Source organism: Elizabethkingia argenteiflava (assembly GCF_009904105.1).
Lineage (GTDB): Bacteria > Bacteroidota > Bacteroidia > Flavobacteriales > Weeksellaceae > Elizabethkingia > Elizabethkingia argenteiflava.
The window spans coordinates 1-15,652 of sequence record NZ_JAAABJ010000433.1; the positions used below are offsets into that span (position 1 = coordinate 1).

A 15,652-nucleotide genomic window follows, 5' to 3' on the forward strand; every position below is an offset into this window, starting at 1 on the left:
ATCGAATTCCTTCAAAATACTGGAAATCTGATTCGCACTGAATTGTTTCTTTTTCATAATATATAATCCTAAATTTAAACTTTTTGTCTAAATTATAGTCGTACTATTTATGGGGGAGTTTACATCATTTTATTTGTGTTTTTGAGTTTAATAAGGAATATGAGCATTCACCTGATCAATACAAGGCATGTGTTTTTTAATCAAAGGTAAAAAATTATACTTTTTCGCATATTCTTCTAAATTAAGTATTTTATCTTCTAAATCAAGTATTTTATATTGCAAAGATGGAGTGCTTTAGTATTCTATAGGATAGCAGCGATAATAAAGTATAGCCTTATAAGTCTCTAAGACGGTATTTTTCATCTTTTAAAATGAAGGAGCGGAATATATTTATCCTCTCTCCGAGGGATCGTTTTAATTAGGTCTATGACTCTTTAAAATCAGAAAAACACCTATTAATAGATGTTTTTCTGATTGTTTTACAGCACTAGGCTCACCATATGCTTACGGCTTTTATTGCAAGGGTATTTCTTTTAAAATATCCAAGAGGTAACTCCAGAATTTTTGTACGGATTTAATGTTGACTTTTTCTTCAGGAGAATGAGCTCCTGTAATATGAGGGCCAAAAGATATCATTTCCATATCTGGGTAATGGGCACCTATAATACCACACTCCAATCCTGCATGGCAGGCGACAATACGGGGTTGATCTCCGAATTTTTTAGTATAAATACGTTCCAAAATAGAGATAATCTCAGCTCGTGGATTGGGTTGCCACCCAGGGTAAGATCCGCTGAATTCCACCTGCAAGCCAGCCAGTTCAAAAGCTGCCCGCAGTTGATCTGCCACGGCCATTTTAGAAGACTCTACCGAAGAGCGGCATAGATTTAATACGCGTAGTTTTCCATTTTTTAATTCTATTCTTGCAATATTGTTGGAGGCTTCTACTAGGCCTTCAACATCGGGGCTCATTCTGTACACCCCATTATGGGCTGCTTTGATCCCTTTAATAATAGATTCGGAGTCTGAAGTTCGCAGTCCCTGCCCCCCTATTGGAGTGGGGGTAATGTGGATACTTAAAAGGGGTTCTATCGACTTAAATTCGCTGAGTATATCTTTTTTTAAAGCTTCAGCTTTTTTTAAATATGCTTCAGTCTCGTTTATACTAAAGCAAGCTTTAGCTTCTCTAGGTATAGCGTTTCTGAGTCCCCCAGCATCAATACTCACCAATTGAATATGTTGTTCAAGGCCTAAATATAAAAAACGATTTAAAAGTACATTGGCATTCCCCCTACCTTTATCGATATCCATACCAGAGTGACCTCCCGATAGACCTTTAATCTCTAAGTTTATCATATCACCGCTAACCTCAATCGTTTCATATTCTCCTCGGGCTGTAACATCTATACCGCCTGCACAGCCTATATCGATTTCATCGTCCTCTTCTGTATCTAGATTGAGTAGTATTTTCCCTTTTAATACACCCGGTTTAAGACCAAAAGCACCGGTCATCCCAGTCTCTTCATCAATAGTAAATAATGCTTCAATTTCAGGATGGGGTATATCTGTTGATTCCAGGATTCCCATTATACTGGCTACTCCAATACCATTGTCTGCACCTAGGGTGGTACCATTAGCCCTTACCCAATCGCCATCGATCAACATTTCAATTCCTTGTGTTTCGAAATCAAAATCAGTATCATTATTTTTCTGGCAAACCATGTCGAGATGAGATTGCAAAGTCACGGTTTTCCTGTTTCCCATACCAGGTGTGGCTGGTTTACTAATAATCACGTTGCCTGTTTCATCTACTATGGTCTCCAAGCCCAGGGAGATGCCAAAATTTTTAATAAAGTCAATTACCTTTTCCTCTTTTTTTGAGGGTCTGGGTATAGCATTTAGAGCTAGAAAATTTTTCCAAATGGCTTTGGGTTCCAGTTGTAATAAATCCATTTTTAGTGTTTTATTGTTTTATAAATTGATATTAAATGGCTCATGATTCGAAGGTAGAAACCTTTGGTAAATCTTTTGCGTTCCAGCCTGTCGAATAATTAATAAATTGGGTGTCTCCATATTGATTTGTAAGAGTATACATTTTTTGTGAACATACTTTGAATGTTGTAATCAGATATGTTGTACAATCTATAAAACGGAGTAAGTTCCATACAGGCATTGTGAATAGCCATGTACAAAGTTTTTGAGTATAGCTTTTTAAAATACCAGAATTTTGATCAAAAATTTTTAATAATTTGCGATAGGTATCTGAGGTCCCCCTTTCTTTAGCTAAAAAAAGGTAGCTCTCAATCATGAGCGTAATCTCTCCTGAATAAAAGACTGCAATCATTGTACTTTTATGATGCATTATGATAACAGCTGTTACAGGAATCATAAACCTATGGAGATATTCAAAATTCTGGGCCCCATTTTTTTCTTTTAAAATATACCGTATAAAGTACTTTATTTTTTCAGTAGCCTCTCGGGAGATGTCCACATTTGTAAAGAGGTTTGCCGAAAAAAAACTTTGCTTCAGCTGTGTGATGATCCGGATGATATTTTTTGCAGTTTCTACGGATAATTTATCTAAATATAAAAGAGCTATTTTCCTTAGCTTGGCGACCTCCAGTACCCTCATGGGAGAGACTACTCCCATGATTGGGGTTAAGCCAAGAGGATAGAAAATTCCAGATAGAAAAACAGCCTTCTTCATGTAACAAAATTACAAAAAATACACAGGCTGTATCTTCTTAATAAGCAGATACTGTTTTATAATAATTTCCTAATATTAGAAAGCAGTGTAGGATGATGAAAATATGTTTTAATAATTTTATTAAAACTATGATGCTGAATTGTGGGAGATTGCCGTATACTATGTTTTAAGCATATCGCATTAAAATTAGTGGGGCGACATTTTTTATAAAGAGCAACTAAAGTAATACCTTTGTAGGTATGAATTTTCCAAGTAAGATTTTAGAAAAAGCTGTCGAAGAGATTTCGGGGCTGCCGGGAATCGGTAAGAAATCGGCTGTTCGATTGGCTTTATACCTATTAAAACAACCTCAATCACAAGGTATAGTGTTGGGAGAAGCTATAAAGAAGCTGGTTAGCGATATTAAGTATTGCAAAGTGTGTCATAACTTTTCAGATGAGGAGATCTGTGAAATCTGTGCCCATCACAATCGTCACGATGAATTGCTTTGCGTGGTCGAGGATGTACGCGATGTAATGGCCATAGAAAAGACAGGGCAATACTATGGAAAGTACTTGGTGTTGGGAGGTAAGCTTTCCCCTATGGAGGGGATAGGACCTCAGCAGTTGCGAATAGAAAGTTTGATGCAAAAGGTGGAAAACGGCCTAGTGAAAGAGGTGATCTTCGCATTAAGCGCCACTATGGAAGGCGATACTACGGTTTATTATCTGTATAAAAAAATGAAACATCTGCCGCTAAATTTTTCAATTATAGCTCGAGGAATTTCCGTTGGAGATGAACTTGAGTATGCAGATGAAGTTTCTTTAGGGAGATCTATTAGAAACCGTCAAACATATGATGGAGCTTCTTAAACAAAGAAAAACCGCTTAAAAAAACTCATAAAAGAGTTCTAATAAGCAGTTCCTTCTAAACTAAACTATTAAATCTATCTATTTTGCAGTCTGCTATTTTGCAGAGGGTTGCTGAGTTTGAGTCTCAGGCTTCTGTACGGGAGCCTGGGAGTTTTTTGGAAGCTCTTTTTGCGAGCCTGATGACGATGGTGTAAGAGAGGATGATGGTTTTCCTGTTAAAATTACACTTAACATAATTAATACCACAATAAAAGTGCCCAAAGACCATGTAGCCTTATCCATAAATTCGTTCGTTCTCTGTACTCCGAAAGAAGCCGAAGACGAACCTCCAAATGTACCAGAGAGACCTCCTCCTTTAGGGTTTTGAGCCATGACAATAATGATCAGCAGAACACAGGCAATGATAATAAGAACCATGAAAAGGCTAAAAATTGTACTCATTTTTTTTATTTTCGGTGGGCAAATATACAAAAATATTGATTGATTTACATGAAATTCCGGTAATGAAATTTAGAATATACTAAGATTCCTTATTTAAACAAGCTTAAGTGGTATCTTTTTGCTAAATCTAAAATCATATAATAACCTGCAACAGAGTTTCCATGCTCGTCTAGGGGAGGACTGTAAACACCGATTCCTATTTTTCCAGGAACACTCACGGTAATACCACCTCCTACACCTGATTTACTGGGTAATCCTACCTTTCGGGCATATTCTCCACTCATTTCATACATGCCGGCAATTAGCATCTGAGACTCTATCAGGGAGGCTATATCAGCGTTTTTATAAGTGGTATCTCCATCATAGCGCGTACATTGATGGGCAAAAAAATAACCTATTTTGGCTAAATCTTCGGCCGTAACTTCTATAGAGCATTGTTTAAAATAATTGTTAAGCTTTTCTTCATCACCAATCAGTAAACCACTGTTTTTCATAAGATAAAACATGCCGCGATTACGGTGGCCAGTTTCTTTTTCGGAGAGGTATACCGACTTATTATAATTTATTTTGTTATTATTGGTAATGTAGCGCACCATGTTGAGAATCTTAATAAAGGGAATTTCTCCTTCTCCCTCTATTAGTGAGGTTGTTAAAATAGCACCTGCATTCATCAGTGGATTTAATGGTTTTCCAATTGTTTCGAGATTTGAGAAATGATTGAAAGGTTTATCGGTACCAAAATATCCGATTTTGCTAAAAATATTTTGTTCCCCTTTTTCACGCACCGCAACCATTAACGAAATAATTTTGGAGATACTTTGTATCGTGAACTTTTTATCAGTATCCCCTATGTTGATAATTTTCCCATTTTCATCAATGACAGATAAAGCGATGGATTTCGGATCGGCTTTTCCCAGTTCTGGAATATAATCTGCAACTTTTCCCTGTTGAGAATAGGTGCTGTTTTTTACTAAAATATCGTGTAAGGAATCTTCTGTAATCGAGCTAAGACTGGAGGTATAGGGAGCTACAGTTTGCGCGCAAAGATTTAGCGGCGAGAAGTAAATACCTAGAGTAAATATTATTTTAAATGCTACATTGGGGAAATATTTTCTTTTCATAGATTTAGGTTATAGAGGATTTTACGGTTGTTGTATTAAATTTATTCTCCATGCATATGGTTTACTGGTAACGTTGGTGTTCCTTGGGGCGATAAAAAATATTGATGAGGGGCTTTAAGTATGCTTTATATTTTTCCGAATCGAATAATTGGGAATCGGTCAAAGCTTTATGGGTCATCCATACGCCTAAAGGAAAGAGAATTAGGTTGGGTAGCCATGTAGCAAGGTAGGGGTTCATATCTCCTTTCCAAGCGATATTTTCAGTGGTTAAGTTTAATAGATAAAATAAGATAAAAATTACAATAGCGATAATCACCGGCAGCCCCATACCTCCTTTTCTGATAATAGATCCTAAAGAGGCCCCTATCATAAAAAATATAACACAGGTAAAAGAAGAGGATAGGATGCGTTGTTGATACATCACTATTTTCGCTTGATATTTTAAGGTTTCTATAATTTGTTCTTCTTTTTCTTGATAAGCTGTTTTAACGGCTTTGAGATTCGAGTAGGCGGAGTATAAAACTTCCAATTTTTTATTTCCTTTTAGAGAATCTAATGCAAAGGGGCGTTTGATGAGACTTTTCTTCACTTTCATTTTATCGATATAAGCGATGTATGCGTTCTGTTGGATCATCAGATCATGAGAGAGATTTTTGAAAGTCTCTTGATTATCTTTTTTTCGATCTTCAATGGTTTTAGAAAGTTGTCTATAAGTCTTAAACTGATAATCATCCGTAATATTTTGTTCTTCCAATGCTTTTTTTAACAATTCGGATATATCGAAATGATGTACTAGAGAGTCAAACTTGATAGACTGATCCGATTGTCGCTCCCGAGCTTTTAAATCTGCATTTTCATCCTGGAAAATATACCCATTATATAAAATCAGTTTTAGATAGTTTTTATCCACAGCCGGCATAAATTTTCCATTTTTAGCGATTACCGTCTGGTTATCTTGGTAGTAATTGGCAATTTTATGTATAAACACCCCCGATACTTTTTCGCCGTTTTCACCGCTTATTTTATCAAATTTTATCGTCATGCCTGGAACCGTGTTGATAAATTGACCTGGTGTAAAATTGAGGGCAGGGCGTAGCATGGTAATATTATGAAACATGTTTTTCGCCTTTCGTTGAAAATCAGGAATAATATTATTCGAAAAAAAATATAACAAGATAGAGAGTAAAATAGAAGTAAAAAATAAGGGGCGCATAATTCGCAAAAGAGAGATGCCCGAGGACTTCATTGCAGCCAGCTCATATCTCTCTCCAAATTCTCCGAAAGTCATAATAGAGGCCAATAGAATTGTCAGAGGCAGTGTCATCTTAATGACGGTGATCCCCATGTAAAAAAGCAATTTGGATATTTCCAAGAGGCTTAATCCCTTACCTGCAATTTGCCCCATCTGTGTCCAGATAAGATTTACGATAAAAATAAAGCAAAGTACACAGAAAATAAACAAAAATGGACCAAAAAAGGTCTTTATAATATATTGATCGAGCTTTTTTATCATACATTTTATATAAAAAGCCACTCGGTGTGACTTTTTATCCTTTTTAATTTTAATATTATAACTCTGTTATCAGATAATTCTTATAATCAGCTTGTTTAAAACTAAACAGTGAGGGTGATAAATTCTGATTTTCCACCTGTTTTAGAATTTCAATGATATCAAGCTCATTATTCTTTGACATTTGTTCTAGTTTTACCAATTGTTTTTTTGCAGAATGGATGTACAAATTTATATATTTTATTCCATTGTTTCTAAGGGGAGTCATTTTTACCAGATCTGTACTCACTCCCTGTATGTTTTTTTTTCCTATATACTGAACATTGTAGCCGCTTTTATAAGAGTTTATGTAGTTAAGAGGTGAGAATAGGGCGGTGTCACTATTAGGTTTAGCAATCGTGATTTCCTGATCTTCACTGCTAATATTGTATACTTTATGGCCATCAAATATTTGTTCCGTATCCATAATCTTAAGCCTATATTTATTTCCAGACGAATAAAATATACCAGTTTTCGCCTTGTTAGCGGTGCGGTATACAAATTTAAAATAGTTGTTTTTCTTAGACTGGTAGTGGGTAGAAACCTGATCCAAAATAGATTTCGATTGGGTGTCTATTTTCTGACCAAAGCCGTATATAAAGGAGAATATATAGATAGCAAGAGCTAGTTTATTGATAAGGATTTTCATTTCTTTTTTTGTTTTTAGTTATCCGCGCAGTTCTTCCAAAAATTGTTCCAAAGCATGCAGGTCAGTAATTAATATATCTCTCGGTTTAGAGCCGTTAAAACTTCCCACGATACCACAGGCTTCTAATTGATCCATAATCCTACCGGCCCGATTATAGCCTAGTTTGAGTTGTCGCTGTAGCATAGAGGTGGAGCCCTGTTGAGACGAAACGACAATGCGAGCCGCCTCTTCAAAGAGACTGTCTTTTTCATGAGCATCTATACCCCCGGCATGATTCGATTCTTCCCCTGCATATTCAGGTAGCTGATACGCCTCGGGATAGCCTTTCTGTTCGCCAATAAATTCTGCAATTCTCTCTACTTCTGGGGTATCTACAAAGGCACATTGTAAGCGAATAAGATCGTTGCCATTGAAGTAGAGCATATCCCCTTTTCCTACTAATTGCTCTGCTCCTGGAGTATCGAGGATGGTTCTAGAGTCGATTCCTGAAATCACTCGAAATGCTACCCGGGCAGGAAAATTAGCTTTAATCATTCCGGTAATCACATTTACCGAAGGACGTTGGGTCGCCACAATCAAGTGTATGCCTATAGCGCGTGCAAGCTGGGCTAATCGTGCGATCGGCAATTCTACTTCTTTACCCGCAGTCATAATAAGATCCGCAAATTCGTCTACTACCAATACAATATAAGGAAGGTAGCGATGCCCATTTTCAGGGTTTAATTTTCTTTCAGTATACTTTTTATTGTATTCCTTGATATTCTTACAGAAAGCATTTTTAAGCAATTCATAGCGATTATCCATTTCAATACATAGAGAATTTAATGTATTGATAACCTTGTTGTTATCTGTTATAATTGCATCCCCTCCATCTGGGAGTTTTGCGAGATAATGTCTTTCGATTTTAGAGTAGAGTGAGAGTTCTACTTTTTTAGGATCGACCATTACGAATTTAAGTTCGCTTGGGTGTTTTTTAAATAGTAGTGAAGTTAAAATGGCGTTTATACCTACGGATTTACCTTGCCCTGTTGCCCCTGCCATTAACAGATGGGGCATTTTGGTTAAGTCGGCTATAAAAATTTCATTCGAAATCGTTTTACCGAAAACGACAGGAAGCTCCATATCCGCATGTTGGAATTTAGGCGAAGCGATTACCGAACGCATGCTTACCATAGAGGGATTTCGATTTGGCACTTCTATGCCAATGGTTCCTTTGCCAGGCATAGGGGCTATAATTCGGATACCGAATGCCGAGAGGTTAAGAGCGATGTCGTCCTGGAGTTTTTTTATTTGCGCTACACGAATACCGGCTTCTGGGATAATTTCATAAAGGGTTACTGTAGGGCCTATGGTGGCTTTAATTTCGGTAATACCTACATTGAAAGTCCTTAAGAGCTCAACAATACGATTTTTATTCTCCTCCAGTTCTGCCTGATTGATATTGATGTTTTCTTTACCATAATCTTTTAATAGAGAAATATTTGGAATTTGAAATTTAGGCAATTCCAGCGTGTGGTCGTACAAACCGTTTTTATCGACCAGACTTTGGGCTTTACTATCAATCAGGTCCAGGGAATCTTCCTGTTTTTGCTCCACGGTAAAGGCGATGTTAGCAGCTTCTGCACTAGGGTCCTCCATTGGGGGTTGATTAATAGCCGGGTTAGAAGTCTTGTGAGGTGTTTCTATAATAGGTGAGGTATGGACAGTGGGAACCTCGGGTAGCCTGGAGGGAATCTCAAGACTAGCCTTATTGGAAGAGTTGTCTTGTATTTTCTCACTACATAAATCCTCTGTAAAAGGCTCTTCCTCTTCCTCTGTGCTGTTTTTATTTTGATTTGACCCCAATATTTTAAATTGAATTAAAGAAGCCTTAAATTTATCTATTTTGGCTTTGATATTGGAAGGGCGGAGATTAAACTCAAGTACAAAATATATGCCTATGCTCAGCAGTAGTACCATCCACAGTCCTACAATCCCGATAACAGCCTGTAGATAATCCATAATTTGATATCCGTATACGCCCGAAAATACGCCTTCTCCCTTGGTAATTCCACCTAGAACAATAGGAAGCCAGCAGATAAAGAATAAACTATGAGAAATGGTTTTCCACGGTTTAAAATATGTCTTTTTTAAAATCAGCGTCCCGAAAACAAAAAACAAAAAAGCTAGGATAAAACTCGCGATACCTATGGATTCAAAAATAAAAAAATTGCCCAGCCAGTCTCCTACTTTTCCAAAAAGATTAGATGATTTTATAGACTTATCCAGCATGGTTCCTGCCTGACTCTGGTCGGCTTTCCATTTCATAAGATACGAAATAAAAGAAAACGTTAGAACCAGAGAAGCAAAAACGAATGCGGTACCAGCAGTAATTCTAAATTTAGATAAGGTCTTTGTTTTAGAAAATTCGGGCTTTCGATTCATTCTTTTTTCGGTGTTATTGATAATAAGGTATTTTGCAAATTTAGGATAAAATAGGATAAAAACGAATCTTGTTTCTTTGTAAAAAAGAAAAGAGACGTTTCAAAATACGGGATGAAATCATCTCGGATATAAAAATTAAGTCCATCATGGTGAGAAATTATTTTTTTGAACGTATTTTTGCAGGATGTATTTGTTAGAATTATAATGAAGAAATTGCAGAAGATATTTATTTCCACCAGGATGATGGCTGTGTTATTACTGATATACGCAGGTTCTATGGCAGTAGCCACTTTTATAGAGAATGACTATGGTACCCCTACCGCAAAAGCATTAATATACAATGCGAAGTGGTTCGAGTTGGTAATGTTATTACTCATCCTTAATTTTATCGCTAATATAAAGCGTTATAGGCTTTTTAGACGAGAAAAATGGCCGGTTTTAATCTTTCATTTGGCTTTTATTCTTATTTTTATTGGAGGATTAATCACCCGTTATATTAGCTTTGAAGGAATGATGTTAATTCGGGAAGGAGAGACGTCTAACCAGATTGTAAGCGAAAAACAATACTTTAAGGTACAAATAGAAGATAAGGGAGATGTACTCAACTATGAAGATATTTCTTATATTATGTCGCCCAAGCATCATGATTTTAGAGCGACTTATGATTTTAGAGGTGAAAAATTTGTGGTAAAAGCTTTGGATTATATACAGCGGAAGAAGGATTCACTCATTGTATCGGAAAACGGAAATCCTTATCTTCATATAGTTTCTACAAATGATCAAGGCCGTCAAAATATTTATATAGCACCTGGGGAAGTCAAGAGTATTAATGGGATGTTGGTTGCTTATAACCGAAAAATAGAAGGAGCTGTAGAAATCCATGATGAAAAAGGTTTTTTACAAATAAAATCTCCCGAACAGGCTCAGTACATGACAATGGCTACCCAGAAAATGGGTAGACTCCAAAAAGACTATTTAGATTCTTTAAAAATGAGAAGCCTTTACACGATTGGAGAGCTTAAGTTAGTGGTCCCCGAGGGGGTGCAAAAGGGAAAATTGATCGAATATGAAGGAGATAAAAAAAGAGATGCTGCGACACCCGATCTGTTGCGTTTAATGGTAATAGGACCTAAAACCCGTCAGCCGGTCGATATATGGGTGGACAAGAATAATCCCAATATGGCCAAGCAAGTCGCCATAGATGGAAAGAATATAATGTTAGGCTTTGGACCTAAAATCTTACAAACCCCTTTTTCATTAAAACTGGATAAATTCGTAATGGAAACATATCCGGGGAGTAATGCCCCGTCGGCATATGAATCTCATGTGCAAATAATTGAAAACGGTATACAAAAGCCTTATAAAATCTATATGAACCATGTACTCAATCATGGAGGTTATCGTTTTTTTCAGGCAGGATTTGATCCGGATAGAAAGGGGACCCATCTTTCCGTAAACCACGATTTTTGGGGTACAGGTATCACTTATATAGGGTATACTTTTCTTTTTCTAGGTCTTTTCGTTACTTTATTTTGGAAAGGAACCCGATTCTGGCAGCTGAACGAAATGTTGAAGGATATTAGTGGGAAAAAATTGGGAATGATCGCTTTTTTTATATTTGCATGTGCCACGTTTCCTGCCCAAAACTATTCGGGTAACCAAAACATTGATATGCATGGTAAGGAAACATCTGAAGTTTCCCAATTACAGAAGAAAGAAGGGGCAATAGCAGGACCACTTTTACCTCGTGTATTGGATCCTCAGATGGTAGTGAAGGAATCCCACATCAATAAAGATCACGCGGATAAATTTGGCTATGCATTGGTGCAAAATATTGAAGGACGCATCGTTCCAGTGAATACTTTAGCTTTGGATGTTTTGAGAAAACTCTATAAAAAGGATGAGTTTTACGGAATGGATGCCAATCAATGGTTTCTATCTATCAGCACGAATCCTTTTATGTGGACTCAGGTGCCTCTTATTAAAATAAGTTCTAAAGGAGGTGAAGAACTCTTACGAAAAACCAAAGCAAATGAAGAGGGCTATACTTCTTTGTTGAATCTTTTTCCTATGGATCCTGTTTTCAAACAGCCACGTTTTGTACTCGAAGGAGACTATAATCTGGCATTTCGTAAAAAACCAGCAGACCAAACGAATTATGACAAAGCGGTTATAGGAATCAATGATCAGGTACAAGTTTTTAACGGTATACTTTCCGGTCAGTATATGCGGGTCGTACCAGTGCCTAATGATAATAATTATACCTGGCATTCTTGGATGGATAATAAATTAGAACCAGATGAAGCTTCTCAAAAGATAATAGGGCCTTATTTTGTAAGCGTTTTGGATGCTATTAAAAACGGAAGATGGGATGTGGCCGATCGAGAATTGGTGAAGCTACAAGAATACCAGCATAAATGGGGATCTAAGATATTGCCTTCTGACACAAAAGTAAAAGTGGAGGTGATGATGAATGGGTTAAATTTGTTTTTCAAACTCTTAATTGCCTATACGATTATCGGAGGATCACTTCTGGTATTAGGATTTATTTACCTGTTTAAGCCTTATAAAACCCTGCATCATATTATTAGAGCGATCATCGGGATTGGAATCCTGGGCTATATTTTGCATTTTCTAGGCTTGATAGGACGTTGGTATGTATCTGGACATGCTCCATGGAGTAATGGATATGAGGCTATTATGTTTATCTCTTGGGTTGGTATTACAGCCGGAATAACCCTTTATAGAAATTCTAATGCACTGGTGCCGGCGGCAGGTTTTTTGGTGGCTGTCATTATGATGGGGTTTGCTCATGGAGGAGCACAATTGGATCCCCAGATCACCCCTCTGGTACCTGTTCTTAAGTCTTACTGGCTTATTATTCATGTAGCGATTATTACTTCCAGCTATGGATTTTTTGCACTTTCTGCCATTATAGCTATTATTACTTTGTTTTTTTACGCTTTAGCCAATAAAGAACTGTATAAAAGACATAATGATAAGACCATTAAAGAGTTGAGTATTGTAAGTGAAATGTCTTTAACCATAGGCTTATTTGCTCTTACGGTAGGAAACTTTCTCGGTGGAATTTGGGCAAATGAAAGCTGGGGGCGCTATTGGTCTTGGGACCCTAAGGAAACATGGGCCTTCATCTCAATTATTGTATATGCTTTTGTCTTACATATGCGCCTGGTACCAGGTTTAAGAGGGAGATATACCTATCATGTGGTAAGCATGTTTGCATTTTGTTCTATGATTATGACTTATTTCGGTGTGAATTACTATTTATCGGGCCTACATTCTTATGCAGCGGGAGATCCAGTTCCCATTCCAATGTGGGTGTATATTAGCTTAACCTTTATGATCTGTCTGAGTATTGCAGCATGGTTGGGATACAGAAAGCTTACACTTATAGGCAATAGCAACCGTTTTAAAAGATATTGACCTATTAAATAAAAAAGACTAGGAAATTATATATTTTTTTTATCTTTATACGATTATAGCGCCAAAATAATGTGAATATGGAAAAAGAACTAAAGCCCATGTCGGGCTATTTGGCCTTGCTTATAAGTGTGTTGTTAATTTTAGGAGCAAGTGCATTATTTTTAATAGGCATTAGGATAAACTTTTTTTTATTAATCGTAGGGGTAATATGTTTTGCTCTTGCGGGTTTCTTTTTAAAAGGCCTTATTATTATCCAACCCAACCACTCTAGAGTACTTAATTTCTTTGGAAAATATGTAGGTACGATAAAAAAAAACGGATTATTTTTTATTAATCCCTTATACACTTCTCAAAAAATAAGCCTGCGTTCGGAGAATCTACAGGGGCAATTTTTGAAGGTGAATGACAAAATGGGAAATCCTATTGAAATTGCAGCGGTGGTCGTTTGGAAAGTAGGAAACACTTATAAAGCAGCTTTCGAGGTAGAACGTTATCTCGAGTATGTGAGTATCCAGAGTGAGGCGGCGGTACGGCATCTGGCCGTAAGCTTTCCGTATGATAATCTAGAAGATGAAAATGCAGGAATCACCCTAAGGGATGGAGGAGAGGATGTTAACCGTATTTTGGAGAAAGAGTTGACAGATCGTTTAGCTCCTGCAGGTATTATCGTACAGGAAGCCAGAATTAGTCATTTGGCTTATGCACCGGAAATAGCAGGAGCAATGTTGCAACGTCAGCAGGCCACAGCCATTGTGGGCGCCAGATCCAAAATTGTAGAAGGTGCTGTGGGCATGGTGGAAATGGCATTAAAAAAATTGTCTCAAGATGGCGTTATAGAGTTTAATAACGATCAGAAAGCTGCAATGGTTAGTAACCTTATGGTGGTATTATGCAGCGAAAAATCGGCGCAATCGGTACTCAATACGGGACTTAAAGTTTAAATTATATATATCGGAAAGAGCGAGTTTGTTTTACTTGAAACATAAAAATAATTACAAGATAAGCTTTTTTTATTGCATACAGTGGAGCCACTTCTTTCTAATATTAACAATTTGAATGGTGCGCAACAACTAACTCTGATCTTTTTTATCATTTCACAGTCCCTATGCTTAAGAAACTACAGCTATAGTACAGCCATACGGTGCATAATGATTCATTTTTTTTTTGATAATGAGCGATTTTACAGCAGCTATAATTGAATCCTCTTAAGTAGACTTAGGCTATTTAACAGCAGATCTGAGCATGGCAATAAAATCATAAGGAAACATTGGATTTATAAACACCCCGATTGATATTATTACTTATCCCGTTATGGGGAAACAATTGGAATGCTTTAAAGTGTAGTAAAATCTCAGCTTACTTAGAGCGGACTGATAGGGGACTTTTTTTGAAACTGCTAGATTTGAAGATATACCATCTTTTATCTCTAAAATTATAATGCTTAGTGTTTTAGAAGTATTATAAAAACTCATTAGGAATCTGGATGTTGTTTTCTTTAAGATAATCCATAAGGCGTTGATATTTTCTTTGCATCCCTGAGTCGCAGGCGGATGAAAGAGTGCAAATACCCGCTGGGCTTATCTCTAATATTTCTGCAACCTTCAGCAGTGTAGACATATTCATTCTTACCTTACCATTTTCTAAATCAGAATAGGCTTTTTGGGAAATCCCCAACTCTAACGCCATGTATTCCTGTGTATAGTCCTTGTTTCTGCGAATTTGTCTTATACTATTGCTGCACTCTTTCATTATCTACAGGTATTGTATAGTAATTTTAGGTATAATTTAGAGGATAATCTACTGGTACACCACAAAGATAGCGAATACCTTTGACACACGATAAAAACCATTAAAAAAACATCGTTTTTAATGGTTTTTACTATTTATTACTTCAATAAAATTAAATATAATATACTTAAAAAATGGAGAAGCAGAAGTTTCATTATGACAACTCTATTGTGAAGGCATTTCTCTATGCGACCATCGTTTTTGGTGTTGTGGGATTTATTCTAGGAATTACGGCAGCACTAATGCTCTTCTATCCTGAATTACCGGAGTTCTTGTTGGGAACAGATGACACCACTATTCAAAGCTTAAGGAGTGGTAATATTCAAGGTCTTATTCACTCTCAGGGAGCCTTAGGTTTTGGCAGGATAAGAATGCTACATACCAGTGCCGTCATTTTCGCTTTTGTTTGTAATTCATTTTTCTGTGGAGCTTACTATAGTTTGCAACGTTTATTAAAAACCCGTATGTATAGCGATACGCTATCATGGATACATTTCTGGACTTGGCAGCTGATGATTGTTAGTGTTGTCATTACTTTTATTATGGGGATTAATACATCTAAGGAATATGCAGAACACGAGTGGCCGATTGATATATTAATCGCTTTTTCGTGGATCATCTTTGGTGTTAACATGTTTGCGACGATAGCCAAAAGAAGAGTAAGACATTTATATGTAG

12 protein-coding genes are annotated in these 15,652 nt (G+C 36.7%); 4 read left to right on the plus strand and 8 right to left on the minus strand.

Going from position 1 to position 15,652, the window contains the following annotated elements:
• Window positions 1-513 precede the first annotated feature (513 nt).
• Together GNY06_RS04995 and GNY06_RS05000 are read right to left on the minus strand one after the other, a co-directional pair.
• A complete protein-coding gene (locus tag GNY06_RS04995; protein WP_166519066.1) occupies window positions 514-1,953 on the minus strand; it encodes an aminoacyl-histidine dipeptidase in 1,440 nt (479 codons plus the stop codon).
• A 40-nt stretch (window positions 1,954-1,993) separates the two neighbouring features.
• Window positions 1,994-2,707 (minus strand): hypothetical protein, encoded by a 714-nt coding sequence (locus GNY06_RS05000; protein WP_166519067.1) that lies wholly within the window; start codon window positions 2,705-2,707, stop codon window positions 1,994-1,996.
• 239 nt (window positions 2,708-2,946) lie between these two features.
• On the opposite strand from GNY06_RS05000, the gene recR reads away from it, so the two are divergent.
• Entirely contained in the window at window positions 2,947-3,558 is a 612-nt protein-coding gene (gene recR / locus GNY06_RS05005) for a recombination mediator RecR (RefSeq protein WP_166519068.1), read from the plus strand.
• 93 nt (window positions 3,559-3,651) lie between these two features.
• Here recR and secG read toward each other — a convergent pair whose 3' ends face one another.
• From secG to GNY06_RS05030, 5 genes are all read right to left on the minus strand, one after another.
• Window positions 3,652-3,999, minus strand: coding sequence for a preprotein translocase subunit SecG (secG, locus tag GNY06_RS05010; RefSeq protein ID WP_166519069.1), 348 nt, complete (start codon window positions 3,997-3,999; stop codon window positions 3,652-3,654).
• An 89-nt stretch (window positions 4,000-4,088) separates the two neighbouring features.
• Window positions 4,089-5,120 carry a glutaminase A gene (glsA, locus tag GNY06_RS05015; protein WP_166519070.1) on the minus strand — a complete coding sequence of 344 codons (1,032 nt, stop codon included), beginning with the start codon at window positions 5,118-5,120 and terminating at the stop codon, window positions 4,089-4,091.
• A 61-nt stretch (window positions 5,121-5,181) separates the two neighbouring features.
• Complete coding sequence (locus GNY06_RS05020) at window positions 5,182-6,633, minus strand: LptF/LptG family permease (protein WP_166519071.1); 1,452 nt, start codon at window positions 6,631-6,633, stop codon at window positions 5,182-5,184.
• Window positions 6,634-6,688: 55 nt separating this feature from the next.
• Window positions 6,689-7,318, minus strand: coding sequence for a LolA family protein (locus GNY06_RS05025; protein ID WP_166519072.1), 630 nt, complete (start codon window positions 7,316-7,318; stop codon window positions 6,689-6,691).
• A gap of 18 nt (window positions 7,319-7,336) precedes the next feature.
• Complete coding sequence (locus tag GNY06_RS05030) at window positions 7,337-9,742, minus strand: FtsK/SpoIIIE family DNA translocase (protein ID WP_166519073.1); 2,406 nt, start codon at window positions 9,740-9,742, stop codon at window positions 7,337-7,339.
• A 204-nt stretch (window positions 9,743-9,946) separates the two neighbouring features.
• Here GNY06_RS05030 and ccsB point away from each other — a divergent pair, with 204 nt between their 5' ends.
• Both ccsB and GNY06_RS05040 read left to right on the plus strand, forming a co-directional pair.
• Window positions 9,947-13,186 carry a c-type cytochrome biogenesis protein CcsB gene (gene ccsB, locus GNY06_RS05035; RefSeq protein WP_166519074.1) on the plus strand — a complete coding sequence of 1,080 codons (3,240 nt, stop codon included), beginning with the start codon at window positions 9,947-9,949 and terminating at the stop codon, window positions 13,184-13,186.
• 77 nt (window positions 13,187-13,263) lie between these two features.
• A complete protein-coding gene (locus tag GNY06_RS05040; protein WP_166519075.1) occupies window positions 13,264-14,127 on the plus strand; it encodes an SPFH domain-containing protein in 864 nt (287 codons plus the stop codon).
• Between the two features lie 517 nt (window positions 14,128-14,644).
• Here the strand turns inward: GNY06_RS05040 and GNY06_RS05045 are convergent.
• Window positions 14,645-14,935, minus strand: a complete 291-nt coding sequence (locus GNY06_RS05045; protein WP_166519076.1) for a helix-turn-helix transcriptional regulator — start codon at window positions 14,933-14,935, stop codon at window positions 14,645-14,647.
• Between the two features lie 173 nt (window positions 14,936-15,108).
• Between GNY06_RS05045 and GNY06_RS05050 the strand changes: the two genes are divergently transcribed.
• The coding region (locus GNY06_RS05050; RefSeq protein ID WP_176589967.1) for a cbb3-type cytochrome c oxidase subunit I at window positions 15,109-15,652 on the plus strand (544 nt) is incomplete at its 3' end.

Excerpts from the sequence above, each read along its gene's own strand:
- glsA (WP_166519070.1), bottom strand. The coding sequence starts at position 5,120 with ATGAAAAGAAAATATTTCCCCAATGTAGCATTTAAAATAATATTTACT.
- GNY06_RS05025 (WP_166519072.1), bottom strand. The coding sequence starts at position 7,318 with ATGAAAATCCTTATCAATAAACTAGCTCTTGCTATCTATATATTCTCC.
- secG (WP_166519069.1), bottom strand. The coding sequence starts at position 3,999 with ATGAGTACAATTTTTAGCCTTTTCATGGTTCTTATTATCATTGCCTGT.
- ccsB (WP_166519074.1), top strand. The coding sequence starts at position 9,947 with ATGAAGAAATTGCAGAAGATATTTATTTCCACCAGGATGATGGCTGTG.
- GNY06_RS05045 (WP_166519076.1), bottom strand. The coding sequence starts at position 14,935 with ATGAAAGAGTGCAGCAATAGTATAAGACAAATTCGCAGAAACAAGGAC.
- GNY06_RS05020 (WP_166519071.1), bottom strand. The coding sequence starts at position 6,633 with ATGATAAAAAAGCTCGATCAATATATTATAAAGACCTTTTTTGGTCCA.
- GNY06_RS05030 (WP_166519073.1), bottom strand. The coding sequence starts at position 9,742 with ATGAATCGAAAGCCCGAATTTTCTAAAACAAAGACCTTATCTAAATTT.
- GNY06_RS05040 (WP_166519075.1), top strand. The coding sequence starts at position 13,264 with ATGGAAAAAGAACTAAAGCCCATGTCGGGCTATTTGGCCTTGCTTATA.
- GNY06_RS04995 (WP_166519066.1), bottom strand. The coding sequence starts at position 1,953 with ATGGATTTATTACAACTGGAACCCAAAGCCATTTGGAAAAATTTTCTA.
- recR (WP_166519068.1), top strand. The coding sequence starts at position 2,947 with ATGAATTTTCCAAGTAAGATTTTAGAAAAAGCTGTCGAAGAGATTTCG.
- GNY06_RS05000 (WP_166519067.1), bottom strand. The coding sequence starts at position 2,707 with ATGAAGAAGGCTGTTTTTCTATCTGGAATTTTCTATCCTCTTGGCTTA.